Origin of the sequence: Richelia sinica FACHB-800 (genome assembly GCF_014698825.1) — a bacterium.
Classification (GTDB): domain Bacteria; phylum Cyanobacteriota; class Cyanobacteriia; order Cyanobacteriales; family Nostocaceae; genus FACHB-800.
On record NZ_JACJTT010000015.1, the window covers coordinates 50389 to 77005 of the forward strand.

Here is a 26617-nt window from a genome sequence, read left to right on the forward strand (position 1 = left end):
GACTGTATCTGCTGGAAATTTTAGATATTAAAAAAGTTTAAAAAAGCTTTTAGTAACGACCGCCACCACCACCGCGGTTGCTACGGCTATTGCCACCCCAACCACCGCGAGAGGGGCTTCTTTCTTCACGAGGTTTAGCTTTGTTTACTTTTAAATCGCGTCCCATCCATTCAGCGCCATCGAGAGCTTCAATCGCAGCTGTTTCTTCAGCTTCGGAAGACATTTCTACAAAGGCGAAGCCACGAGGACGACCTGTTTCCCTGTCTGTAGGTAATTGTACTCGGCTTACAGTGCCGTACTCAGCAAAAGCCATCTTGAGGTCTTCAGATGTTACCTGATAAGACAAGTTTCCGACATAAATTGACATATCCGCTCTCCTAAATCAGAGGATGTAGAGATTTAGATTCGGAGAGACGCATTTAAAAATCATAAAAACGACCTACTCAACCGAAAATAATCCTTATGCCCTCAAGTATAGCACTGGTTTTTAAATTGAATTCGTAACGAGTTACATTTTCTCATAAATGTAGATTGAAAATCTGAAAAGCAAGAATTTGTAACAGTATATACATTTTGTACCATGAATTTTAGCGTTAAAAATATGTCTGCGGAAAGAGGTCAATTTTGTGTTTTTTCTCTCCAAGCTTCTGCAAGCTTCTTTTTCTGGGCATTGGTGATTGAAAATGTGAGCCAGTATCACGCAAAGACGTGATTTAATTATGTAATTTTACTGTTAAACTCACGTAAAAGCGCAAACTTGTGTCTAGTGCCAGCAGGTTTACCTATAGACGCTTCCTATAACCTATTGAGCAGGGTGCGGGAAAACACATATTGAATTTCTGAAGAGGTCTAATTATTCAGGTACAAAATCTTCTAGAATTTTCGCTGCTAAATTACACAGGTTTATATGGTCTTGAGAATTGCTAGCTAGCAAACCACCCCATTGATTAATATCGCCGGTGTTGTATTGCAAAGGTGAATGATCAAAGTGTGTAAATTTACCACCAGCTTCAGTTAAAATTAGTTCTGGTGCTGCCATGTCCCAATCTTTGGGTGCAGATTTACCAGACAGAGAAATATAAATATTTGCTTGCTGTTCCACCAGCGCAGCAATTTTACAACCGACGCTACCTATGGATTTTTGCTGTTGGCAAGGTAAATTTTTGAGTAAAAATTCTAACTTTTGATTTCGGTGGGAACGACTCACTACCACAACTAAATCTTCAATGCTAGGTTGAGAGGATACTTGTAATTTTTGAGAACCCGCTGCTGTTTCTACAAAAGTTCCTCCTCCTTTGGTGGCATAAAAAATCTTTTGTGCTTCTGGGATAGCAACTACTGCTAAAACTGGTCTTGTTCCTTGTACTAAAGCAATATGAATGGCATATTCCCCAGTTTTATTGATAAAGTCCCTTGTACCATCTAAGGGGTCAATAATCCATACCCACTCAGCAGGATGTTTGCCTGGTTGAGATTGATAAGTTTCTTCGCTGATATAACCAAAGTCTTGGTGACCAAAAGCAGATTGCAATGCCGATAAAATGTAGTGACTTACCGCTACATCTGCTGCTGTGACTGGTTCGTTATCTTTATATTGAATATCTAGATGAGAGTCCTGGGCAGTGCCATGATAGTAAGAACTCAATAACTTAGCTGCACCCCAACCGATTTGACGGGTTTTTATGAGTATTTCTGGTAAATTTCTCATTTTTAATCAATGATGATCCCTAAAGTATTGAGTGTGTGGTTTCGGAACAAAAGGCTATGTATGATTCTACTCGGCTTACTGTCTACATTGACAGTAGCGATCGCTTCCATAGTAGCTAGTATATATTTTTACGGTAATAACCAAAAGACTATCCCAAGAGACAACACCCACAGCCATGCCCCCAAGATGAGAAAAATGGTGTCAAAGGCTTCGCCGTGAGCCTCAGCCGAACGGTTTGATGATGTATTTAATCATCAAGCACAAAAAAGGGAGTTCAGGGATTATTGGGAGAAAGTGAGACGAAAAACCTGTTACAGATGTCTGGGAACGCCGTAGGGGTGAATTACTACAGATTACACCACTTTTTGACAGATGCCCCTTGGTCAGCAAACTAGATAAATGAACGACGCTTGGAGGTAATGAACAAGTGTAGTCAAACCAGAATCAGCATAACGTGAGCTAAAAGCCCATTTTTTCATTCAAGTTACTGCTGGTGAGTTAGCTTGTTTGCCTTTCGCTATTCATGCTCATATGCTGTGGCATGGAACAGGTTATTATCTGGCGAATCGAGGCATTGATACCCGAACAATTCAGAGTTATTTGGGGTATAAAAATCTTCAGTATACTGTTCGTTACACCAAACTTGCATCTACCAAATTTCAGGGGCTTTGGGATGATTGATGTTTAAACCCCTTGGCTAATTCTTGCCCATCTCCCCCGAAAAAAATCGCTCTCCTGTTATCTTCTTTGGCGGATAATCTTCTTCAGCCAAGTAATAACTGTAGCGTTCATTGTGAGCTATCACACCATTTACTACCTGTCCTAAAACATTCTGACCAGATTTTTCTAAAAATTCTTTAGCAAAAGTAGCACTACCGAAATCAACTATTCCTGGACGAACTACCAACAAAACGCCGTCAGCCATTTGTCCTAAAGTAGCAGCATCAGCAGCTACATTTAAGGAGGGAGAATCAATAATAACAAAGTTGTAGCTAGCAGCGAAAGTATCAATTAAGGTGGCCATACGTTTGGAGTCTAAGAGAGATGCAGGGCTAGGAGGCACTACTCCAGAAGTCAGAACATCTACATTATCCATTACTTGGTTAATGGTTGTATTAGTTTCTACCTGATCCACAATTAAATTACTTAAACCTTGAATATTGTTGAGTTCCCAGATTTTGTGCTGTACTGGTCGGTGTAAGTCTGCATCTATCAGTAATACTTTAGTTTCCATTTGCGCGATCGCGATCGCTAAATTAGCAGCTACGGTTGATTTACCTTCTTGAGGTACAGAACTAGTCACCACAATTACTTTTAACTCCTTATCAGCATTCATAAACCGCAGATTAGCCCGCAGCATCCGGTAAGCTTCACTAATGAGAGAGCGAGGAGTATCGCGAACTACCAGCGTTCTACTATATAAATCTATTTCTTCATTATTAACAGGCAGTTTTCTCGACTTCTTAAAATTGGGAATAATGCCTAATAAAGTAAATTGTAATAATTCTTTGGCTTCATCTACCGTCTTGATCGATCTATCACTTGATTCCAACACAAACACAACTGCTAAAGCTAATAAACTAGCTAATAACCCTGCACTCAAATATGAAATAATCGGAGAGAAAACAGGCTCTTCTGGCACTTCAGCTTCAGATATAATGCTGGCATTACCGACATTTTGATTTTCTGCTATACGGCTTTCTTGTAGTTTTTGGAGTAACAGTGAATAAGTAGATTGGGCGGCTTGTACTTTACGTTCTAGTTGGCGCTGTTGTTGTTCCAATCTTGGCAAGTTGTTAAGCCTTTCTTTATAAGCAGCTTGTAATTTCAATAAAGTAGTTGCTTGGCTTCCTAACCCAAGGCTATTTGTTTCTAATTCTACCAATCTGGCAGATAGTTGTTGTTGTAACTGTCCTAGTTGTAAGTTCTTATTAAGTGGTGGTTGATTTGTATCTGTGACCTGTTGTATACGTTTTTGCATCAGGTCATTTAATGAGCTTAACTTATCTTTTAAATCTATAATTTGCGGGTGGTCATCTTGCAAAACAGTCCGCCTAGCTGCTAATTGTGATTCTAGCTGTTGAATTTCTCTCAGAATTTCTTGTACACCCGCTGTTTGGCTAATAGCAGTGGTCATGACTGCCTGTTGGGTATTCATCTCTAACTGTTTACGAATTCCTTGAGACTGTGATTCAGCATCAGCCAGCCTAGATTTAACGTCACTAATTTGTCTCTCTAGTTCTGTGATTACTTTTACTGCTTCGGTTGCTTCTTCTTGGAGAGAAACAACTTTATATTTTTCTTTAAAATCAGCGAGTTCTGCTTCAGCTTTTTGGACTACTAATTCGGCATTTGGTAATTGTTTTTCTATAAATTTACGAGCTGCTGCCGCTTCAGTTCTCAAAGAAGATACATTCTTATCTAAATAAACTTGCATTAAGGTATTTACTACCTTCGTTGCTAATTCTGGATTTGTGTTTTGGTAGGATATTTCTAAAACATCAGCTTGTTTAACATCTTTAACTTTGATTTTATCTAATAAACTTTTTGGTTTTAGCGGCGCTCCTTTTTTATTTTTGAGTTCAAGTTTATCTATAACTTTTTGCAACACTGGGATAGATTGTATCACTTCTGCTTCCGTATTGACGGGATTATTTTGAGCCAGTGGTTCTAATTTGCCAAGTTCGATGCCTACACCTGTTAGCGAAGAAGTAGTATTAATTCTTTGAAAGCGTAATTTGCCTTCTGCTACATATATAGGTTTTTTGAGGCTTATAGTGAATTGAACGATTACAAAAACTGAGCAAAAAACCCCTACAGCAGGCAGCCAACGCCGCTTGATTATTTGCCCATATTTGTCGAGTGATATGTAAGATTCTTGTAATTCCATATAATTTTACCTTTCAGTTATTGTTAATGCTGAAAATGAAAAATTACTAAATCAAGAGTAAATAGTTAAATATTTTTTAGTATACTCATGAACTGATTGAATGCTATTAATTACTCTTTCTAACTCTTCAGTGCTAAGATTTGACCCCGAAGGCAAGCAAAGACCAGAGGCAAATAAATTTTCTGCTACTGCACCACCAAAACATTCACACTCAGCAAAAATAGGTTGAAGATGTAAAGGTTTCCAAACAGGACGAGATTCTATTTGTTGTTCCATCAGCGCGAGGCGGACTGTTTCTCTGTCTGCACCAAATGCAGCAGGATTAATAGTTAAACAAGTAAGCCAACGAGTAGCGATGCCATAATCAGCTTCTGGCATAAATTCTATGCCAGGTAGATTATTTAAAGCAGCGGAGTAAATTTCAAAGTTGCGTCGTCTAGCGGCGACTCGTTCATACAAAACGCGCAATTGACCGCGACCAATTCCCGCCAAAACATTGCTGAGGCGATAGTTATAGCCAAGTTCTGAGTGTTGATAGTGAGGTGCGGGATCGCGGGCTTGGGTAGCTAAGAAACGCGCTTTGCTAACTAATTCTTGGTCTTGAGAAACTAACATTCCTCCACCAGAAGTAGTGATGATTTTATTACCATTAAAAGAGTAAATTCCAATGCTGCCAAAAGTACCGGGGGAACTTCCTTTGTAGGTAGCGCCTAAACTTTCCGCAGCATCTTCAATTAGAGGAATTTCATACTGATTGCAAGCTTGCAAAATTGGCTCGATATCTGCACTTTGTCCATAAAGGTGTACAAGCACTACAGCTTTAGGTAATTTACCAATGCGGGCACGCTGTTCTAGAGCCTCCTGCAACAAATTGGGGTTCATGTTCCAAGAAGTGCGATCGCTATCTATAAATACTGGTCTAGCTCCCTGATAAATTATTGGGTTAGCAGTGGCAGTAAAAGTCAAAGTTGAGCAAAAAACTTCATCCCCAGTTTCCACACCAATTAAGCGCAAAGCCAAATGAATCGCCGCTGTCCCGGAACTCACAGCAGCAGCATAACCAGCACCTGTAACTTGGCAAAATTCTTGTTCAAAAGCGTCTACATGGGGGCCGATAGGTGCAATCCAGTTAGTAGCAAAAGCTTCTTGCACAAACTCGAGTTCGCGATCGCCCATGTGAGGAGTAGAAATAAGAATAGGTTTTAGCACTGTTTGTTACTTAGAATATAGCGATATTTGTTGATAGGGATGGGGAGATTTTCAACCTAGAGAAGTTTATTTCTTACATACAAAATAAATTGCCCCTTTAATTGGCTGCTGACGCATTTCCTCCAAGGTACTGTACATACTTCTTTTCCTAATTTGTTCACGAGAACTAATAGCAATAACCTGAAAACCAACTGCTTGTAAATCTTCATAAGCTTCTTGCACCTTATATCTATATAAGTAAGGTCCTTTGCCTAGCAAGAAACCTAATAAGTTGAATTTGCCACCATGAGAATTATAGGGAAAGTATTGAATGGATAGCTTTGAGCTACTTATTTTTCTAATAATAGACAAATATATCAAATATAAATTGTAAATGAACCCTCCAGTAGTTGTTTCAAAACTAATAAACGAAAAAAGGGCTGTTCCTCCTGGTTGTAAAATTCTATAAGCTTCTTTTAAAGCCTTTTTTCTTTCAGTTTCACTATTAAGAACAGAAATAATCTGCTGAATGTAAAGAATTTGTTCAAAAAATGAGTCTTCATAGTTTAAGCTAGTGACATCGCCTACTTCAAAATTGATGCTACCACTTAAATCTTTTTGTCTTGCCACTGCAATTAATTCGGGAACAATGTCATAGCCATAAAGTGAAGTAAATCCCATCTTTTGCATTTCTAATAAGATACGACCTCCTCCTGTTCCAGCATCAACAGTTTTTTTATGTTTGTCTAAATAAGTTTCAATGATGTACTTTTCATCAGGATTTAAGCCTGATTTTGTCGCCCAAACATCAAAATCTACTGTGCTGTAAAACTGTTTAACTTCAGTTTGCATAAATTTATACTCCGCTGATAGAATTTTTAAAAAATGCCAAATTATTTAACTACGACCTGTCAAACGATAGTATTTGTGTGGATAACGATTTTGAATAACTTGACGAATGACAGGATTAATCTTCAATTTTGTTGGGATATGTTTTACCGGAAAACCCATACTTTCTTTAAACACACACAATGCAGAGTCTTCGCGAGAGTGTAAACCATAAACAACTTCATGAATCTCTCCAGAACGGCGACAAGCCTGGACAAATTCAAATACCAAGCCGATGCCAACATAACTAGAGTATGCTTCTGTGGCAATTCTGACTTCGTGGATGTAAGCGGTGCCATTGATTGCATATCCAGTGATATAACCAGCTAACTTGTTATCAGCTAACCCAGCTAAGAGTAATGAAGATTGCAGATTAAGATATGCTCGTAAACTAGATACATATTCTGCTTTTGAAGGTATTTTTTCATGCGCTGTTCTTTGAGTAGATGAAAGCAGCACATTATATCCTTGTTCTTCTAACAGTGCAGAGTCCGTTAGTTCTACAAGTTGAGTACGTTTATAACATCGGCGTAGATGGTTTCTACGATTGGAGCCTAAATTTTGGATAGTATAATTTTGAACATTAGTTAGTAACTGAACAGGCATTGAGCCGTTAGCTTGACTAGTATCTTCATCACATAATGTAGTTCGATATCCCCAACATAATAAAGCTGGATGCTTGACTTTGTTAGCATTTAAACGAGCTAACCAATGAATAGGCTCGTAAAAGCCAAAAGCCACTTCTCGCCAATAATGACCTTCATGATAAACAATATGAGTACCTATTTGAGAGTGCCAGTGAGCATAATCTTTTTCGGTTATTGATATTAGCGTAGCTTCAGATATATCTCGCATTATTTTCCAACTCATGATGGATATTTTTTGTTTAATTAAGTGAGCGATAAGCAGGAAAAAAATTTGATTGTAGTACTGTTTCAGGGTCAACTTGTAATATCTTTGCTCTAGCAGATATTAAGCTGGAGTATTTATCTTTATCTGTAATTAACCGCAAAGTTAAAAAAGGATGTTTATCTGTAGCAAAGCCTACTTTGAAATGATATAAGCTATCTTGAGCGGCACCAACACCACCACCAAGATGCATAAATTTATTGCCGCGTTTTTTAGCCCAAAACCGAACATAATCAAACATTAATTTACTAGGCGCTTGCTTTAAAAATTCAGTTTTTGTTCCTCCTAAATGATATTGCACAATTTCACAACATTCTGTGAATATACCAGCACAAGCAACTTTACTGTCTAAATCAACAATACACAGAAAAACTTTTTCTTCTAAAGCTAATAAATCTTGAAAATATTCACGATTAAAATAGAAATATTGTTTTGCATTTACACGCTCCATCGTTTGATTATATACTTCAAGAAACTCATCTAAATAAGCTTCTAAAGGTAAGATTTTTGCCATAAAACCTGATCGTTTGCAACGATTAATATGAGTCCGATGCTCTGGTCGAGTTTGTTGCCAAATTTCTGCTTCAGCCAGCGTTAAATTAATAGAAACCGTTTGTCCACTAACATGGCATAATTCTGTGGGCAATATTGCGTGACAGCCTTGATTAATTATCGGATGCAGTCGTAAAAAAGCCGAACAAATGTTTTTAGTTTGCAGTACATTTACAAGCTGATCTAAGGCTAATTTTAAAAACTCTGGCGTATTAGCTGCGGCTTCATTTAACAAAAAGCCAGGATAACCATTAGGTGAAACAATATCAAAAATTTCTTCGTAAATGGTGAATTCATCAAACATATTATTACAAGAGCGTAATAAGTAAGGCAAACAAAATATTTTGTCATTTTCAGATATACTAATCATTTCTGCAATGGCAGAATTTTTTTGGGCTTCAGCTAGTAAATATGTTGGTAAATGATAAATATCATGCTGAATATTTTGTAATAGATTTATCCACAATGGATCTACTGGCTCAATAAATTGAATTTCCATACTCAACCCCTGAATATCATATTTATATGGTTGATACTTCAACATCTAATTTTTGATTAACTGATAACTTTAGTTTGGACACCTTTTTGTTCAGTATTTCCCATAAATTCTGATGCTGTGGCATAGCCTTCTTGATTAATACCTTCTTGTTTTAAAACTTTGAAAAAAGTTAAGACAAGTATTTGCAAGTCCAGCCATAAGCTCCAATGATCTACATACCAAACATCTAGTTTGAATTTGTCCTCCCAACTAAGACAATTACGTCCTTTAGTCTGGGTCAAACCTGTAATTCCTGGCTTGACTTCATGTCGGCGTGCTTGTTCAGTGGTATACCGGTCAAGATACCTGACTAATAAAGGCCGCGGACCAACAAAACTCATATCTCCTTTGAGGACATTTAAAAGTTGAGGAAGTTCGTCAAGACTAGTTTGGCGAAGGAATTTACCAAATGATGTGAGGCGTTGATCGTCAGGTAAGGTATTACCTTTAGCATCGCACTCATTTGTCATAGTGCGAAACTTATATAAATTAAAAATTCGGGCATTTTTACCAGGGCGAGGCTGAGAAAAAATTATTGGGTATCCCATACGAAAATAAATAGCGATCGCTACAGCCAGCATTATGGGAGAAAAAAACAGTAAGGCGATGGCAGCTACAGATATATCTAATACAGACTTAATGAACCTGTTGTATTTATTGAATTTGCTGCTCACAAAGTTTTGATGATTCATAGATTTAACCTGAGTAAAAAATAATATTTGGCTTGAGAATGAGAAAAATTTTATGGAAAGACAATTCCTAATTCTTTATAGAACTGGACTAGTCTTTGAAAAACTAATTCTTCATCATATTCAGCCTCAACACGCTCACGACTTGCTTTTCCATAAGCTTGTCTTAATTGAGAATTAGATAGTAAAGTTCCTAAAGCTTCAGCTAACTTGTCACTATTTTGATATGGTACAATTAAGCCAGTTTTACGATGTACTACTGCTTCTCTACAGCCACGAATATCTGTAGCAACAACTGGTAAACTCATAGACATTGCTTCTAAAATAGAGCGGGGCAATCCTTCATGAGTAAAAGTAGGCAATGTGAATATATCAAGCAGACCTAAAAGTTCTGGAACATCTTGACGCTCACCTGTCAATGTCACATGATTTTCGATGCCTAGAGTATAGATTTGCTCAATTAGTTGAGCCTGAATTGGTTCAGGATCACCAATACATTCACTACCAATAACTAGGGTATGCAGATTAGGAAATTGTGGAATTAGTTTAGCAGTAGCTTCAATGAGATATTCACTGCCTTTTTTGCGGGTCAAACGTCCAATTGTACCAATAATTAAGTCAGCCGTATCAGGAATACCCAAAGATTTTCGTAATTTGTTTTGATGGCTGGCATTGAGACGATCGCGTTGGAAAATATTAATATCGATACCGTTACCTAAATAACCTAATTTCTCGGGAGGACAAAGACTAAGTTTTGTAGCTGTGGTGATATCTTCATAATTTTGGCTGAGAATTAAATCTGTAATTAAAGCAGCAAGCTTCTCAATTATAAAATAAAATTTATACTTTGTAGGAGTTGATAAATCATGAAAGGGAAGACCATGAGAAGTATAAACGATACGCTTCACACCGGCGATTTTAGCTGCAATTCTCCCCAAAAAAGCTGCAATTGGTGTATGTACATGAACTAAATCGTATTGATTTTTTTGAATAATTTTCGTCAGTTGATATGTACTTTTTAAAGTGGAAATTAATGAGATTTTGCGTTCAATATTAATGGGGTGTACTTTATATCCTTTATTTTGTAGTTCTTCCACTTCTTTTCCTGGAGAACAGGCTATTTCAACTTCTAATTTTTGAGACAAAAAATATTTAATTTGAGGCAACAAAAGTGTCTCTGCTGTACCACCAAGAGCACAAATATGTAAAATCTTCATAAGGGATTTAAATGATTTTTATCATATATAAAAATTGTATTTTTAGCCTTGACAATCTAACTGAAACTATTTAAAACACTGCTCGATACCGATCTCAATTGAGGGAATTTCTCTGATATCAATGAAGATATGACTCGGACAAATGTGAGCAAATACTGTATATTCTGTCATTTGTAAATCTTCTTAATGGGAAACTGCCGAAATTAGCGTATCGAGGTATATAAGTTTTCCAATCAGCTAATTTAGGTCAATTCCAAATTGTTGCAACTCATGAATGATATCAGGAACACAACTGTTTCTTAAATCCGCTATATTTGCTTAGTTTTCAGCCAACCAAGCTTGGAACATCAGCACATCCCAGAGATAATACTGCCAATTGCGTTCGCCTCTTTGATGCTCATCCCACTTTTGCCGAATTGGTTGAGGATGAAAATATCCTTCTCGTCGTAATCGAGACTCGTCAAGCAAATCTTCTGCCCAGTCCTGTAAAGGCCCACGTAACCAGCTATCAATGGGAATACCGAAGCCCATTTTTGGTCGCTCTATTAGTTTTTTAGGTACATACTTATACAGAACTTGCCGTAATAACCACTTGCCTTGATTACCACGTATTTTCATTGATAAGGGGATTTGCCAAGCAAATTCTACAACACGATGATCTAAAAAGGGTATACGACTTTCAAGACTCACACCCATACTGGCACGATCTACTTTTACTAATATGTCACCTGGTAAATAGCTTATTAAATCCAAGAACATCATACATTCTGTAAAATCTGATAAACTTGCCCATAAATTGGGATGGCTTAAGACTGTGGTAAGTTCGGAACTACCAATAACAAATGCCTCGTGTGGTTGCCAATGGGACACCAAATCCGCATACATAATATCGGGTTTAGGAACTGCTAAAATGCTTGCTAATTTATGTAAGTTATCACCGGAAACTGCTAGTTTAAGCTTTGTTGACAACATGGCATCTACAGTCGCAACACCTTGATTCCAAGCCTTAGGGGAAACACTTGTTAAAACTTTTGCTGTAAAATAACGAACTGCTTTCGGTATCCAGCCTATGTTGTGCCAAATACTACGTCCCCAAAAATAGCGATTATATCCAGCAAATAATTCATCACCCGCATCACCAGAAAGAGTGACTGTAACATGATGTCTGGCAAGTTGAGAGACTAAAAATGTAGAAATTTGGCAAGAATCGGAAAATGGCTCGTCATATAAACTTGGTAGTTTGGGTATGACTGCTAGTGCTTCATTTGAGGTTACATAAAGTTCTGTATGATCTGTACCCAAATACTGTGCCACAGCTTTAGCATATTCAGCTTCATTGTAATCTTGTTCGTGAAAACCGATACTGAAAGTTTTTATAGGTTGCAGACTTTGAGCCTGCATTAAAGCTACAATGGTAGAAGAGTCTATACCTCCCGAAAGGAAAGCACCTAAAGGTACATCTGCAAGCATTCGTATTCTTACCGCATCCTTTAGGAGTGCTTCTAAGTGTACTATAGCTTCATTTTCTGAGCCTGTGAAGGGATAAGCAACACCTGATTCTGCGGCAATTTTTGCAGACCAATAGGCTATCGGTTGGGGATGAATCGAGTGTCTATTCCAACTCAGAAGAGTTGCGGGTGGTAATTTATAGATGCCTTGATAGATGGAATAAGGAGCAGGAATATAAGAAAAACGGAGGAATAAAGCCAAAGCATCACGGTTAATTTCTGGTTGAAAATGGGGATGGACTTTGAAGGCTTTTAATTCTGAAGCAAATATAAAAGTATTACCACACCAGCCGTAGTATAGTGGCTTTTCGCCGATGCGATCGCGTCCCAAATGTAAAACCCGTTCTTGACGATCCCATAGAGCAAAAGCAAACATCCCATTAAAACGCTTGGTTGCTTCTAAAACTCCCCATTGGCAGAAGCTAGATAACATTACCTCCGTATCAGAATGTCCACGAAAGCTATATCCAAGGCTTTGTAACTGCTTTCTTAATTCCAAGAAATTATAGATTTCACCATTGAAAACAATTACATACCGACCATCAGCAGATATCATCGGTTGATGTCCTTCTGGTGAAAGATCCACTATAGATAGCCGTCGGTGTCCTAAAGCGATTCCTGCCTCTTCATCAACCCAACTTCCACCATCATCTGGGCCACGATGAATCAGAGATTTACACATATTTTCGACTATATTGCCCATTTCTTCAGTAGGCATTTGTCTTTTAGTAGTAAAAAAACCAGTTATTCCACACATTGATTACATTTCTATAAAAATAGGTACTAAAAACTCTGGGGAAATATTTCCCCCACGAATAATTAACCGATTGTTGTTTGATTTTTGGTCTTCGCGCAGATATATCGCATAAATTTTATCTGTTTTTTGAATATTTTTATCTACGATGAAATCACAATTATCAAAAACTAATAGTTGTTTCTTCTGAGTTTTAAAACTAGGATGTTGCCACCAAATATCAGCCCCAGCGAAAAAATCATATGACCTATCTGTCATTTTTTTTGTAACGGTAAACTGACAGTTTTTAAAGGTAACATCATGAGGGAATAAAATCCTGTTTATGTAAGTATCGGCTGCACCAATTTTGAATTTAGAATTAGTAAATTTCATTTTTGAATTCAGGCTGAAAATATAAAAAGGTGCATTGCTAGAAACGATATTATTACCGATTACTGTAGAACCTTCATCAACAGCAATATCAAAATCACCATCAATTAAATTTAGATTATCAAGTTTAACATTTACTTTCAATGTTTCTCCATAACCTCGTCCATCAACTTCAATATCAATTCCAGTCGGGTCAATTTTCCCTTTTGTAGTCAGATTATAAACTTCAGCCGACGAGTTTCCACCAGTTAAGACAAACCCACCCCGAAATACATCTATAGCCTGACAATTATTGATTTTAACATCAACATTTGTATATACAGAAATTCCATCAGCAACTCCATTTTTTAAAATGCAATCTTCAATAAATACTTGCAATTTTCCAGGAAATTTCGGGTCAGCAGTCAAGAATATAAGATGTGCTTGTTCTAATTCATATTTTTTGTAATCACCTTGATTCTGGCTATTACCATCAAATGTAAACCCGCGAATAATTAAAGGTTGAGAATTTTCTTGACCAGCATAATTAGTTGTGAAAGTTCTCGTCCATTTTTCTTGTTTGTCTGGTCGTTTAATAGTTGCTCTATATCCCTGATAGATAATGTTGTCTTTGAGGATTACAGAGGTAACTATATAAACCCCTTGAGGAAATAATATTACTCCTCCTCCTTGGCGATGAATTGTATTTATTGCCTTTTGAATTGCGTGAGTATCGTCAGTAGCACCATCGCCTTTAGCACCAAAACTTTTAACAGATACAATCTTTTTTTTATCTTCATCCAATATTTTTATACTATGTAATTTATTGTCATTTTTAGAGGTTATAGATTTATTCGCTAGAAAATAAACTTGGGGTTTAGACATGGTAGTTAATAGGCTAAAGTAGATGTGCTGTATGACTATCAAGATTAAGAAGCTACAAAACAGCCAAGCATAAAATTTGCCGAAAAATAACTTAGCTAATTTTCTATAAATCAACATAAATCACCTTTACAGTCTTATGTAAATTTTTATCAATTTAATATTTATTTTTGGAACTTTGGTTAATTAAAGAATTTATGGATAGTAAATAAAACCAAAAAATTGGATGTCGTAATACATAGTGAAAGGAACTAAATATCATTAAGCATATAACAGCAGCAAACATTATGAATGATTGCTTTTTCCACGCTTGCCAAGCTATCCATCCTAGTAATGAAATATAGGCTATTATTCCCAAAATTCCAGAGCTACTACCCCAATCTATAAAAGTATTGTGTGCTTCAAAATCCAAAAAAGGTCCAGCCTCACCTGAATGAGCACCAGGTCCAAGACCAAATAAAGGTGAGTAAGAAATTGCTATCATGCCATTTTTCCATAAAATTGTTCTTGCGCTTCCTTGATCACCTTCATCATATATATTGGCAAAAGTACTATATATTTGCTGATAACCAAAATCAGCCAAAATTAAGATGATAATAGCAAATAATACCGCTATCATAGCTTGAATAAGACCTTTGATTTCTGATTTTATATATTTTTTAAATAAAAATTTTTTGGATAAAAATAAATATGATTCTAGAAATATACTTATAGTCAATCCAATCATCCATGCAAAAATTAACGCATCAGATTGTGTCGCTGTACCTAAAATAAAACACAAAATTATTAAAATTATAAATTTTAATTTTGATAAAATTTGATGACTAGTCTTGAAAAGATATAAAGAAAAGAAGGGGATTATACTTAATAATAAAGCCAATTGATTGGGATTCTTAGACCAACCTAGAAATCTAATCCCATCGTACCAAGTTATCAAAAAAGGCACAGAATAGGGAAATAAAAATAAACTGAATAAAGCCAACATCGAAAAAGAAATTACATAATCAATCATTTTTTGTGTTTGCGAATACAAAAAATCAGAATTAGCCAGACATATTGACAAAATAAATGAAAAGCCAAATGCAAAATAATCACGATACCATTCACTAGATTGTAAATTCATTGAGTCTGCTATTTCTAAACCCAATGTTAGAGAAGTAAATGCAACTATCCAAAACAAGGACACTAATTTTAGAATTGGTGTAATTAAGCATAATTTATTAATTAGAAGTTTGATTAAAGCTAATATTACCCAAAAAAATAGCATAATTTCACCGAGACCAATAGGAAGGCTTGGCAACCTTAGTTGAGTTGCATTTGTCAAGATTATTCCTATTAATAACCAAAATTTTTCTAAATTTTTCATACAAATAAATAATTAAATCAGTTTTTTTGAACACAATCAGACCAAACTATATTCCATTTATTTAAGTTTTTTTCACTCAAAGGAGAACCGATACGATGCTTTAGAAGCTTGAAATTTAAGCGTGTGCTAATAGCAAAGATATCTACTAAAGATTTAGCAGCTTGCTCTAATAATCCCCAAAATAAAAAATAATCTTTATCGGCAAATCCTCTATGAATTAGGGCTAATGCAAAATTATATCTACCAGTTAAAATCTTTTTTAAAGATAATGATTCAACTCTATATGCCAATAATATCTTGGGAAGACAAGCAAACTTACTTGTTTTGTATGATCTTAACAATAGGTCTTGGTCTTCCATTCTAATAGCATCTATTCGGTATTGATATTTAAGGAAATATTCTATTCTTCCTATCCAGGTAGGATGCGTCATGGGAAAACCAGACCAAGGACGAGAACATATTTGAGAATGTGTTTCTTTTACGGTATCACTTCCTCTAGCCTTACCATCTTGATGAAAGACAATTACCTGAGTTCCTAAAAGATCAATTGTTGGGTTATTTTCTAGATATTCCACCTGAGTTTGTATGCGTTCAGGAAAGGAAATGTCATCTCCATCCATACGCGCAAAATATTTGCCTCTACTCATAGCAATAACTTGGTTTAAGCGTGTTGGCAAATTTTGGTGTAATCCATCGGCAATTACATAAATCCGTGAATCATTAAAACTCTGAGCTATTTCTAATGTCTTGTCTGTGGAACCATCATCAATTATGAATAATTCCCAGTTGTTGTAAGTTTGATTTAAGATAGAGCGAATTGCCAAACTGATAGTTTTTTCACAATTAAAAACAGGCATACCGATGCTAACAAGTGGTTCCATGATATTCTCCTTTGTTGACTAAGTATCTAGCTTAATGATTTTGATTCTTTTTCTCCAGTAAATATAGCGAATCAAGGTAGAAGTTTTCTAATTCTTTTACATTGGTATGGATATTAAATGAGCTTTGCTCAACCAGCTTAAGAGCTTGTTTTACGGTAATTCCTTAAAAAGCTATGCTCAAGGGATACAATAACTTTCATAAGATATTCATTAACTCCCCTTTATAACTATTTGTGTTTGTTCCAACTAATACTGATTAGTACTGTCATAGGGATTAAGAAAAAGGGATTTTTAGGCTTTTTTGTGTGATGCTATATCTGCGGCATACTGAAGATATGTATTTTCTAATGCTTGAACCCTGATTTGAATATTAAATTGGCTCTGCTCAACTAGCCTCAGAGCTTCTGCTTGGGTAATTCTGGGTAAGGTATTTCTATGAGCCAGAATCACATCAGCCCATGTCGAGGCTGGTTGTGATAAAGCCATTCTATGTAGCAGAGGCTTAACTACATCGACTTCTTCTGTGATTGTGTCTGAAAACACACATGGTAGACCCGCAGACTGTGCCTCGTAAATCACACTTGCCAGACCCTCGTAAAAGGATGGAAAAAGTAAGATATCCATAGCACCCAGCATCAGTCGGGGTACATCAGACCGCAGACCCGCAAAGATAACACTATCTGCTAAATTCGATTGCATGACCTTTTGCTCAATCTCTGGTCGTAGCGAACCTTCACCTATCAACAGCAAACGCATCTTCGGTTCTTGCTGGGCAACTGCTGCGGCGATTTCGATAAGAAACTGATGATTCTTTTGTGGATCAAATCTCCCAACGTGTCCAATAACGAAAGCATCCGCAGGTATGCCAAATTCAGCCCGAACAGCAACCCTATCAACGCAATCATGGAATGGACTAAAGTCCCTAGCAGGGTAAAGAACCTGGCAAGGTAAGTTAGTTTCCCAAGTAGAGCCGAATAGAGATGCGGCGGCTTTCCGACTACAGCTCAGACGAAAATTTGCATAACAAGCAATCCACCGTTTCATCAAACTTATATAAAAACGTCGATAGATGCCAGCCTGAGCATCAACTGGAGAGCTATCGAGATGACTGTGGGCGATGCGAATAGGCACACCAACTTGTTGTGCTATGCGTAGGACATAGCCACTTAAGTGATGAATATGACTGTGGACAATATCATACGGTCCATAATTACGTAGGATTTGCTTGAGATTAAAGTCATAATTCCAAGGTAAGGAGGGATAATTACAAGGGATGATTTTGCTGCCTAAAGCACGAATTTCGTCATCATAAGCACAGGGTTGCGTAGTGTGAACGAGGAAATCCATTTGAAAGCGATCGCGATCAATCAATCGCAAGGTTTGTATTTCTGTGGTTTCACTACCAGCTTTCACCATACCGCCAAAAACATGCAGAATGCGTAATGCCATAATTTGAACTCACTTTAATTGATGTTAATGAGATAAAAACTTGAAATTCTATCAAGATAGAGCGGGCTATGGCAGATTTTTTGTAGCCAAAGCATGAGCATTGTTGTTTTGATTTTTTAGTTGAGATAGTGCATGAATAGTGACTCCTAAATTTATAACTGCATTCATAACAGTTGCAATCAACAAGGCGATCACGGCACCTTGCAGTTTTAAAGTTGGTATTAACCACAAGCAAGTAATAAGCAAGATAATGCTGATGAAAGCAGACCTATGCATTTGGATACGGAAGTATCTAGCTGCTGTAATCCCATAGCCGAGAAAAGAAGATATGTAGCCTATTGCTGCTACGACCATCAGCCATACAAATAAATTTGTATGTTGGGCATACTCAGGTTGATAAAGAAGAGTCAGGATTTGCCTACTAGCAATCACTGATACGAACAAACCTGTGCCACCTAATAAGACTGCTAATCCTACCAACTTTAAAAGAAGTGTACGAAAAGCAATACTATTTCCTGCAACATAGTATTTAGCTAATTTTGGGCTAGCTGAATCTCCTAAAGCAAAAACCACCATATTTCCTGCCACCATCAGGTAAGCAATAGCAGCAAATATCCCTAATTCGCGCTTCCCCAAATATTGTTCAATAAAGTAGCGGGGAATGTTGGAGTTAAGCGAAATTAGCATCATCACAAATCCTAGAGGTAAAGAAAACCATGTTAGTTTTACTAGGGTTCTTAGATGCCAACGAGGTAGGGGCATTTGATGTAACATCAAGACACTGCTACGAATGTCATAGGTCAGTAAAGCTACAGTCCAGGCAATCACTAAGCCGACAACTCCCCAGACGACATTGCCCGATAGATACACTCCTAACCCTAGTAATAGTAGTGATAAAAGACCCTTAATCATCAACGAAATCGCATTGCGATCCATCCGTTCTTGTTGCTGGAGTAACCCGTAATATATATCACTGATTGACTCAATAGCCTTGGCTAAACCTACTAACAAAATCACCAGTGATGTTTCCCAGTCATAGCTTGCAACAAAAGTAATAATTGCGATCGCCACTAAGCCTAACCCCGTTGCAATCAACCTTAGCCCCAAATAATCGCTGAATAAATACTGTTGTTGTGCATCTGTTGCCTGGACAGTTCGCAATTGCAGATTTGTGAACATGAATACAGGTGCAGCTACCGCTAACCCTAAAGTAAACTTCCCTACCATTTCTGGACTACCAAGTTTAGCCAGCACTACTAGCATTCCCCACTGACAAGCGGCATAAATAAAATTGCCAGCGAAAGTCCAGGAAAAGTTGCGACGTAGTGTAAGTGGCTTACTTTCTTGCATAAATTTGTGTGGGTTTTAATTTACCTACCAATTTCTGAAATACTTGGCGCAAAATATCTGTTTTTTAGCTAAACTACTTGTCTTGATATTTATTCATTAATTAGGCGTTTTGTAACCCCAGTTTTGCCAAGCCATTCTCGGCTGATTTTTTAATATAATCATCATTTTTTGTAAGAGGTAATAAATTACTATTATCTAGTGATTTTGGTTGATAACCTATGACAATTTTCTTCAGTAGAAAGCTGATGTAATTTGCATCATTGATAGCAGCGGCTTGACATAAAGCAACTACATTTATATTTAAATCTTCTGGAATGATACAACTAGCATTTTTAACAACAAATAATTTTTCATGTTCGGTTGGGTTGTATTCTTCTCCTTCAATAAATAACTCTTCAAATAGTTTTTCGCCTGGGCGCAAACCAGTAAATATAATTTCAATATCTTTATCAACTTCGTATCCAGACAGGCGAATTAACTCCTCGGCTAAGTCCACAATTTTTACGGGTTTACCCATATTAAGCATTAAGACTTCACCGCTACGACCCAAGACTACAGCTTGTAAAACTAGTTGTACTGCTTCTGGTATGGTCATGAAATAACGGCAAATATCAGGATGAGTAACAGTAACTGGTCCACCTGCGGCAATTTGTTTTTTAAAAGTAGGTACTACACTACCACGACTTCCTAAAACATTACCAAATCGGACAGCTAAATAAGGCTTACCACTTTGTCTTGCAGCTTGCAATACTAACATTTCAGCAACTCTTTTACTGGCACCCATGACATTAGTTGGTTTAACAGCTTTATCTGTAGAAATCATCACAAAATGTTGGACATTGTATTGCAGCGCCATATCTAATAAATTTTTGGTTCCCAGCACATTATTAGTAATAGCTTCTGATGAATTTAATTCCATTAGAGGAACGTGCTTATGAGCAGCTGCATGAAAAATTACGTCGGGTCGGCATTTTTCAAATGCCTGTTTGAGGCGATCGCGACAGCGAATATCACCGATAAATGTATATATCTCAGGTGTATGTAGTTGATCTTTGCTATCTTCTTGGAGTATTTTAATTAACTGCTCTAATTCTTGCTGAATATTGAAAACAGAATTTTCTCCATGTCCAATTAAAATCATTTGAGCAGGACGACATTTGCAAATTTGACGACAAAGTTCGCTACCAATTGATCCACCTGCACCTGTAATTAGTACAACTTTGCCTTTAAGAAATTGCAATACCCTTTCTATATCTGTTTGTATTGGTTCGCGTCTGAGTAAGTCTTCAATTCTGACATCTCGAATGCTGTCTACTCTTACCCGACCATTGAGGATTTCGTGTATTCCTGGTAAAGTGCTAGTCTGAATACCCTTTGCTTTGCAAATATCCACGATTTCTCGAATCACCGTACCCGCAACTGATGGCATGGCAATGATGACTTTATGAATTTGCAGAGATTGGACAGACTCAGGAATTGTATAGTGATCGCCTACTACTGGAATCCCACGAATCTTGACGTGTAATTTTTGCGGATCGTCATCAATGAATGCAATAGGATTGAAACCAAGCTGCGGATTTCTTTGCATTTCTTCTACAAGACTAATGCCAGCATTACCTGCTCCTACAATCAGTACGCGCTCTTGTAGAGTAGATACTGTATAATTTTGGCTGATTCTATCTAAAATCCGAATGCTGAAACGTACTCCACTCACAAGAATACACGAAAACAAGCCATCAATTAATGGAAATGATGGAGGTAATTCAGCTATATTAGAAAACGGTAGTAAATCACAGTTATAAAATATCAACATTTGGACAACTAATATGATACCCATAGACAAGATAATATTGATTAATTCTTCAATACTCGCATAGCGCCAATAGAGCTTATAAAAGCGTAATTTATACAATATAGTTATTTTGACTATTAAAAAAAATATTGTGATTTTTCCTAACTCAGATATATATGTTTCCAGTCTTGTCTGTCCGTCTAAACTAAGAAGCAAAGCAAATAAGGGCGTGATGGCAAAGATAGCACAATCAAAAATAATTAAATACTTATTTCTAAGATTCAGAAAATTTTGATACAAAGAGTTAAAGTATTTTTGTAGAAACTGATGGTTTTGAAAAATTAGGTGTTCCATTTCTATGTAATTTGCTAGTGATTTATTGCTATTATTAGTTGTCAGAAAACATCAATCTAAGATAGTTTTTCCTATCCATCATCTATGTACTGGTAAATCTTATTTGACTTATTCTGCTTATGAGGTACTTCATGCTAATGTTGACTATTGAAATTTTCAATAGCAATAAATACCGTTGTAAAAATATGATGAAGAAAGAAGAAGTCGTGTTTCACTTGGTAGCTTTATAAGGCTAAACGCTGCAATCTTTATTCAAGATTTTTTTATCAAATTTTACGCTATTAAGTCTCGCCGAATTGGCACTGATTTAGGTGAGTTTGATCAAAAAGGCTCAGTGCGGATGAAATATGTTGTACTTCAGCAGTGTTTTTACGCGATTAAATCTATGATAAATGCATAATCTACAAATTTATGCAGGCATGGTACTAAATCAAATGATTCAACTCATGCCTGGGATTTTACTCCGGGGTTCCACTCCAGCCAAACCACCAAAACCACGAAGTAAATCTCCGGGTTGGAAGATCGGACAGCAAAGGCAACGTAGAATTCGCTATCCCATTGTTAAAAAGCGTACTTTACCTTCACTTAAAGCCCAGCCAAAAACTGCTTGATGTTTAATTTTTTGTATTTTTCACTTTGCTTTTCTTCAACTCAGCGTCCCTGAGTCCTTTTGTGTTTTTAGTCTCAAGTTCAGTTGGATAGATTTTTTAAAAGCTGAAAGTTTGAATTTAATTTGATTAAAATACAACCAAAGAATAATTCAAATACAAAATAGATTATTTATAAGTAACAGCAGATGGTAATAGTTTTTTTAGACAAAATGAATGCAAAATTATGTCACGATAAAATTGCCTACAACAAGACTGAAGTGCTAACAGAAATATCTACTAAAGAACAGCAAGTTTTAAGTGGATAAAACTAGGTCTGCTAGAGCTACGAAGGTTATTGTCCGTATTATCTCACACAATGCAAAGTTTGTGCGACTTGCCACTAGCTTTAAATTACATATTGAAAAAAGTGCAAAAGATACGAGGACTCAGCAGCGTTTTTAGTTCAATTCAAACCTACTTGAAGTTTTGAGGAAATGTTATGGAGCTTGTAAAACTGCAAGAAGCCATTGAGCGTGCAGGTGCTAACTGGCAAGGAGGCGAAACTACTCTGTCTCAACTCTCAGATCAAGAAAAGCAGATGCGTCTGGGCTTTCAGCCCCGTCCAGATGAACCCTCCCTACAAGAGCTTGAACAAATAGGGCGCATTAACTATGAGGCTTTCATAACATTTAAAGCTCAGGGTCAGACTGTTGGTTATCCAAATGTCTATGATTTGCGAACCGGAGGTTTTGTCACATCTATTAAAGATCAAAAAAATTGCGGCTCCTGTGTTGCCTTTGGTACAGTCGCAACCATTGAAGCAACTTTCCGTCGTCAACGTAATAATCCAAACCTGAATATAGATTTGTCAGAAGCCCACTTGTTTTACTGTTATGCCAAAAATGAAGGTATGAACTGCAAGACAGGTTGGTGGCCTGATCACGCAATGGAAGCTGCCAAAAAGGGCATTGTTGATGAAGCTTGCTTCCCTTACACACCAGGGGATCAGGACTGTAAGCTTTGTTCTGATTCGCAGAATCGTCTGGTAACTATTAGTAATTATCACAAGATTACAGATATATCTGCAATGAAAGAATGGTTATCTAGTCGTGGTGCGCTCAGTGGTTGCTTTAGCGTCTATGACGATTTCTTTTCTTATAAAAGCGGTGTTTATCGTCATGTAACTGGTGATTTAAAAGGTGGACACTGTATATCAATCATTGGTTATAATGACAACCAAGGATGCTGAATTTGCAAAAACAGTTGGGATACTGATTGGGGTGAGCAGGGCTTCTTCAAAATTGCTTATGGTGAGTGTGGAATTGAAGCCTCGGTCTATGCAGCAGACGGAATTGCAGAAACAGGTTGGTTAAATAATGTGAAAGTTCAAGGACTTTGGACTAACAACCAAAATCTCAATTCCTATGTATACTTCAGTGAAGGCATTGGTTGGCGTAGGCTATGTACCTCTAATACCAATGATCATCTAGATATGCTAGTACAATTAGCAGCATCCAAAGAACAAGATCACCTTGTGTCTGTTTACGAAAATAACGGAATTATTACTCAGGTTTATGCTTGGTAAGCAAAATTTACTGATTAGTAACAGCTAGTTTTTTCAGCATAATGAGTTGACAAAAATGAGATATCACACACCTTGAAACTAGTCACCGTTACGCATGATTGTTGAAATTTTGTTGTAGTAATTTACGCAAGAATTCAAGTTACTTTAATAGAGAATTTTAATCATGACTCAAGTATCTGCGTCAAACCCTGCTGTAGCCACTATCAATGGTCAAGTGTCTAGCACACCCGTTGAACTGATGCCTCCAAACAGTGTTTCCAGCCAAAACGGTAGCATCTTAGATTACCCCACGGTTGAACCCCCAGTCTCTACTGTGGCTGCTACGATTGATACTCGTCCTACCCAAGAGCCTCCCAGTCAATTAACAGTTCAAGAAAAAGCTATTAGTGCAGGCTGGCAAAAGGATAAAAAAGTGCTGGGGCTTTGGAGTGTGTGTTCTAATCAGCGCACTGGTTATATGTATGTTGATGGAATGGGCTGGCGCAAGTTTGCTGACAATTCTGACAGTGCAATCATCGCATTTAATATTATTGCATCTCATGCCAAAGTGACTGGTAAAAGTGCGAATTTCTATGAAAGCGAAGATGGTAAAATTAACACTCTTTACGTTTGGTAAGGCTTGTTCTTCACAACTTTTTACTTCGTAGTAAGGGGCTGCCGTCCCAAAATCTTCAGGTTAAGGCGGTAAGGTAGCAGAGGAACTGTTCCTCTGCTCCTCTGCTAACCACCATGAAAAGTTCGTGTGTTGTAGCACTATGTCAGCCTCAAGAGCCGATTCGGATTTTAAGTTGAATTAATCCAAAAAATTCTGTCTATTTTTACATAGTTTTTCAGTATAAATTTGGCAATTCATCACCATTCTGCCTAATACCTTATAAGTTAATAAGTTTCAACATAGTTTATGTCTGAAGTGACGCTATCTCAACTTAATAATGGTCAAGTTGTAACACTCAAACGTGGACAAATACTTATACTTAGTTTGGAAGAAAATTCAACAACAGGCTATCGTTGGTCGAAACCTACCTTAAATACACAAGTCTTACAACTTAAAACTGATGAATTAAAACTGGCTAATAATGCTGGAATAGGCAGTGGTGGACAGCGTGTATTCACTTTTCAAGCTAATAATCTTGGTCAGGTGAAATTACAATTAAAAAATTTCCGTGAATGGACTGGTGAGCAATCAACTATTGAATCCTTTGAAGTCACTGTTCTGGTCATTTAAAATATCCTCTTAAGATATAACTTGCAACTACTAAGCAAGTTATATATACATGAGTTATTCTTTAATTGAATTAGAAGTAAATAGCCATTAAAAGTTGAGAAAACTTGCTTCAGAAACATTTTGTTAATTTTCCTCACCATTTAAGAATAATCTCACTTATAACAAGTGAGGAAGTAAAATATGACAGAATATAGTGTGTGAAAAAGCAATATACTGGCCTTAGTAATAAATACTCCTACTGGCAGAAGTTAGTAATAATTATTTAACCCTACAAATGAATAATGATTACCAGCAAAGCTGCTGATAAATTGTGAGGACTCACTCTTAATATTGCACGAAATTGTAGTTGGTTTAAGCTTTTGTTCAACTGTTTTAGCTTTTCACTCTTTTTGAAAAAAATGGCAGGTTTCGATTTATGTTTTCAAAAGATAACTGTTACTTGGTTTCCGCTTCACCAGAACTCCGATCCAGATTTCTCCGCACTAAAGAATTAGTGCAGGCGGGAGAGGGATTGCCTGACGTAGCAACAATTGATGTTCTTGATTTGCGAACTTTCAGCTTAATTAGCAGTAGACGCAAACGCATCCATACGACAACTGGAGAACTGACTCCAGTTGTTGGTACAAGAAGAGCTTTAGTGCTTTTGGTAGATTTCTCAGACAATAAGGCTACTCAAAACCAACAACACTATGCAGATATGCTGTTTTCTAGCAGCAACGATGGTACAGTGAGCTTGAAAGATTTTTACTGGGAAGCTTCTTACCACAAACTGACAGTAACTGGTGAGGTCAGTGGTCAGGGAGGAGCTACACATGGTTGGTATCGCGCTCCAAGACCATACTCCTATTACACCAACAATAATTTTGGCACAGGTTTTTATCCACAAAATACTCAGAAGCTAGTGGAAGATTTAGTGGATTTGGCAGACCCCTTTGTAAATTTCGCTGACTATGACAATGATGGTGATGGAATTGTAGATGCTGTATTCATTGTTCATGCGGGTTCTGGAGCAGAAGTTACTGGTAACAAAAACCACATTTGGTCGCATAAATGGGAAATTTCACCAAAAACTGTAGATGGTGTGAAGGTTCAAAGCTACAGCATTGAGCCTGAAGACGGAAAAATTGGTGTATTTTGTCATGAATTAGGACACGTATTTGGATTACCAGACCTTTATGACACTGACTACAGTTCATCTGGTACTGGTGATTGGGATTTGATGGCTGCTGGAAGTTGGAATAATGGTGGACAAACACCAGCCCACCCAACTGCTTATTGTAAAGTTAAACTCGGATGGGTAAAACCCGTGACAATCTTCAATAGCCAACAAAATGTCACCATTAAACCCTATGCTACTAATGATGGACAAATCTACAAACTGCCAATCAAAGAGATTAACAGTAAGGAATATTTCTTACTTTCAAATCGTCAGAAAAAAGGGTTTGATCGGTACTTACCGGGTAAAGGTCTAATCATTGAACATATAGACGAAAATAAAACTGGTAATACCAACGATACTCACTACCTAGTTGACATTGAACAGTGTGATGGCAAGCTAGACCTGAATAAGGGTGCAAATAGCGGAGATGCTAACGATCCATTCCCTTATGGTATGAACAGTTCTTTTACGGACAGCACTACACCCAACAGCAAAGCATACGATGGTTCTGATTCAGAGATTGCGATCGCTGATATCCAACGCAAAGGAGATAACATTACTGTAGATATTAAGTCTGGGGTACTACACGCTCCTAAGATCCCTGTGGCTCGATAAGCAAGGTGGTAACAAGAGTATAAATTCAATATCCTGAACTGAGAACATTACACCCATGAGGTTGCTGAATCGCTCATTTAGCAACCTTACAGCGATTTTCGGGTAAATGATTACCATTTTTTTGTCTCATGCAGAGGTGCAGAGAATAATCAAGAGTGTGGTCTAAATATATGAAAACCG

Annotated in this window: 23 protein-coding genes and 2 pseudogenes; 9 read left to right on the top strand and 16 right to left on the bottom strand. The window is 37.0% G+C overall.

Features of this window, described 5'->3' with window-relative positions:
- Nucleotides 1–49 precede the first annotated feature (49 nt).
- Nucleotides 50–367 (bottom strand): RNA recognition motif domain-containing protein, encoded by a 318-nt coding sequence (locus tag H6G73_RS12580; RefSeq protein ID WP_190604866.1) that lies wholly within the window; start codon nucleotides 365–367, stop codon nucleotides 50–52.
- A gap of 486 nt (nucleotides 368–853) precedes the next feature.
- On the bottom strand, nucleotides 854–1708 hold the full coding sequence (locus H6G73_RS12585; RefSeq protein WP_190604868.1) for a 3'(2'),5'-bisphosphate nucleotidase CysQ family protein: 855 nt from the start codon (nucleotides 1706–1708) through the stop codon (nucleotides 854–856).
- A 9-nt stretch (nucleotides 1709–1717) separates the two neighbouring features.
- Here H6G73_RS12585 and H6G73_RS12590 point away from each other — a divergent pair, with 9 nt between their 5' ends.
- The 3 genes and pseudogenes from H6G73_RS12590 to H6G73_RS25115 all read left to right on the top strand — a co-directional run bounded on the left by H6G73_RS12590 (nucleotide 1718) and on the right by H6G73_RS25115 (nucleotide 2389).
- Complete coding sequence (locus H6G73_RS12590) at nucleotides 1718–1927, top strand: hypothetical protein (RefSeq protein ID WP_190604953.1); 210 nt, start codon at nucleotides 1718–1720, stop codon at nucleotides 1925–1927.
- Nucleotides 1884–2100, top strand: a pseudogene (locus tag H6G73_RS12595) (hypothetical protein); the annotation flags it as partial. The gene H6G73_RS12590 and the pseudogene H6G73_RS12595, both read left to right, overlap by 44 nt.
- Nucleotides 2101–2215: 115 nt before the next feature.
- Nucleotides 2216–2389: a tyrosine-type recombinase/integrase gene (locus tag H6G73_RS25115; protein WP_199317717.1), complete on the top strand. Its 174-nt coding sequence runs from the start codon at nucleotides 2216–2218 to the stop codon at nucleotides 2387–2389.
- 16 nt (nucleotides 2390–2405) lie between these two features.
- Here the strand turns inward: H6G73_RS25115 and H6G73_RS12605 are convergent, their stop codons facing one another.
- From H6G73_RS12605 to H6G73_RS12670, 14 genes are all read right to left on the bottom strand, one after another.
- A complete protein-coding gene (locus tag H6G73_RS12605; protein ID WP_190604870.1) occupies nucleotides 2406–4598 on the bottom strand; it encodes a GumC family protein in 2193 nt (730 codons plus the stop codon).
- Between the two features lie 51 nt (nucleotides 4599–4649).
- Nucleotides 4650–5807 (bottom strand): DegT/DnrJ/EryC1/StrS family aminotransferase, encoded by a 1158-nt coding sequence (locus H6G73_RS12610; protein ID WP_190604872.1) that lies wholly within the window; start codon nucleotides 5805–5807, stop codon nucleotides 4650–4652.
- Between the two features lie 66 nt (nucleotides 5808–5873).
- On the bottom strand, nucleotides 5874–6638 hold the full coding sequence (locus tag H6G73_RS12615; RefSeq protein ID WP_190604874.1) for a class I SAM-dependent methyltransferase: 765 nt from the start codon (nucleotides 6636–6638) through the stop codon (nucleotides 5874–5876).
- A 45-nt stretch (nucleotides 6639–6683) separates the two neighbouring features.
- Nucleotides 6684–7544: a hypothetical protein gene (locus H6G73_RS12620; RefSeq protein ID WP_242034186.1), complete on the bottom strand. Its 861-nt coding sequence runs from the start codon at nucleotides 7542–7544 to the stop codon at nucleotides 6684–6686.
- Nucleotides 7545–7560: 16 nt separating this feature from the next.
- Nucleotides 7561–8634, bottom strand: a complete 1074-nt coding sequence (locus H6G73_RS12625) for a GNAT family N-acetyltransferase (RefSeq protein WP_190604875.1) — start codon at nucleotides 8632–8634, stop codon at nucleotides 7561–7563.
- A gap of 56 nt (nucleotides 8635–8690) precedes the next feature.
- Nucleotides 8691–9365, bottom strand: coding sequence for a sugar transferase (locus H6G73_RS12630; protein ID WP_190604877.1), 675 nt, complete (start codon nucleotides 9363–9365; stop codon nucleotides 8691–8693).
- Between the two features lie 50 nt (nucleotides 9366–9415).
- Nucleotides 9416–10579 carry a glycosyltransferase family 4 protein gene (locus tag H6G73_RS12635; RefSeq protein WP_190604879.1) on the bottom strand — a complete coding sequence of 388 codons (1164 nt, stop codon included), beginning with the start codon at nucleotides 10577–10579 and terminating at the stop codon, nucleotides 9416–9418.
- A gap of 318 nt (nucleotides 10580–10897) precedes the next feature.
- On the bottom strand, nucleotides 10898–12844 hold the full coding sequence (asnB, locus tag H6G73_RS12640; protein ID WP_190604881.1) for an asparagine synthase (glutamine-hydrolyzing): 1947 nt from the start codon (nucleotides 12842–12844) through the stop codon (nucleotides 10898–10900).
- A 3-nt stretch (nucleotides 12845–12847) separates the two neighbouring features.
- Nucleotides 12848–14074 carry a glycosyl hydrolase family 28-related protein gene (locus H6G73_RS12645; RefSeq protein WP_190604883.1) on the bottom strand — a complete coding sequence of 409 codons (1227 nt, stop codon included), beginning with the start codon at nucleotides 14072–14074 and terminating at the stop codon, nucleotides 12848–12850.
- Nucleotides 14075–14228: 154 nt separating this feature from the next.
- Nucleotides 14229–15437, bottom strand: coding sequence for an O-antigen ligase family protein (locus H6G73_RS12650; RefSeq protein WP_190604885.1), 1209 nt, complete (start codon nucleotides 15435–15437; stop codon nucleotides 14229–14231).
- 17 nt (nucleotides 15438–15454) lie between these two features.
- Nucleotides 15455–16318: a glycosyltransferase family 2 protein gene (locus tag H6G73_RS12655; RefSeq protein WP_190604887.1), complete on the bottom strand. Its 864-nt coding sequence runs from the start codon at nucleotides 16316–16318 to the stop codon at nucleotides 15455–15457.
- Nucleotides 16319–16609: 291 nt separating this feature from the next.
- The gene (locus H6G73_RS12660; protein ID WP_190604889.1) at nucleotides 16610–17767 is read right to left on the bottom strand and encodes a glycosyltransferase; all 1158 of its coding nucleotides are present in this window, start codon (nucleotides 17765–17767) and stop codon (nucleotides 16610–16612) included.
- A gap of 66 nt (nucleotides 17768–17833) precedes the next feature.
- Complete coding sequence (locus tag H6G73_RS12665; protein WP_190604891.1) at nucleotides 17834–19117, bottom strand: lipopolysaccharide biosynthesis protein; 1284 nt, start codon at nucleotides 19115–19117, stop codon at nucleotides 17834–17836.
- A 100-nt stretch (nucleotides 19118–19217) separates the two neighbouring features.
- Nucleotides 19218–21263, bottom strand: a complete 2046-nt coding sequence (locus H6G73_RS12670; protein WP_190604893.1) for a polysaccharide biosynthesis protein — start codon at nucleotides 21261–21263, stop codon at nucleotides 19218–19220.
- A 419-nt stretch (nucleotides 21264–21682) separates the two neighbouring features.
- Here H6G73_RS12670 and H6G73_RS12675 point away from each other — a divergent pair, with 419 nt between their 5' ends.
- The 6 genes and pseudogenes from H6G73_RS12675 to H6G73_RS12700 all read left to right on the top strand — a co-directional run bounded on the left by H6G73_RS12675 (nucleotide 21683) and on the right by H6G73_RS12700 (nucleotide 26437).
- A complete protein-coding gene (locus H6G73_RS12675) occupies nucleotides 21683–21874 on the top strand; it encodes a hypothetical protein (protein WP_190604955.1) in 192 nt (63 codons plus the stop codon).
- A 577-nt stretch (nucleotides 21875–22451) separates the two neighbouring features.
- Nucleotides 22452–23183: pseudogene (locus H6G73_RS24425) on the top strand (C1 family peptidase); the annotation flags it as partial.
- 48 nt (nucleotides 23184–23231) lie between these two features.
- The gene (locus H6G73_RS24995; RefSeq protein WP_244997525.1) at nucleotides 23232–23438 is read left to right on the top strand and encodes a hypothetical protein; all 207 of its coding nucleotides are present in this window, start codon (nucleotides 23232–23234) and stop codon (nucleotides 23436–23438) included.
- A 163-nt stretch (nucleotides 23439–23601) separates the two neighbouring features.
- Nucleotides 23602–24054, top strand: coding sequence for a hypothetical protein (locus H6G73_RS12690; RefSeq protein WP_190604897.1), 453 nt, complete (start codon nucleotides 23602–23604; stop codon nucleotides 24052–24054).
- Between the two features lie 285 nt (nucleotides 24055–24339).
- Nucleotides 24340–24663: a protease inhibitor I42 family protein gene (locus H6G73_RS12695; RefSeq protein WP_190604899.1), complete on the top strand. Its 324-nt coding sequence runs from the start codon at nucleotides 24340–24342 to the stop codon at nucleotides 24661–24663.
- A gap of 415 nt (nucleotides 24664–25078) precedes the next feature.
- The gene (locus H6G73_RS12700) at nucleotides 25079–26437 is read left to right on the top strand and encodes a M6 family metalloprotease domain-containing protein (RefSeq protein ID WP_190604901.1); all 1359 of its coding nucleotides are present in this window, start codon (nucleotides 25079–25081) and stop codon (nucleotides 26435–26437) included.
- Nucleotides 26438–26617: the final 180 nt, after the last annotated feature.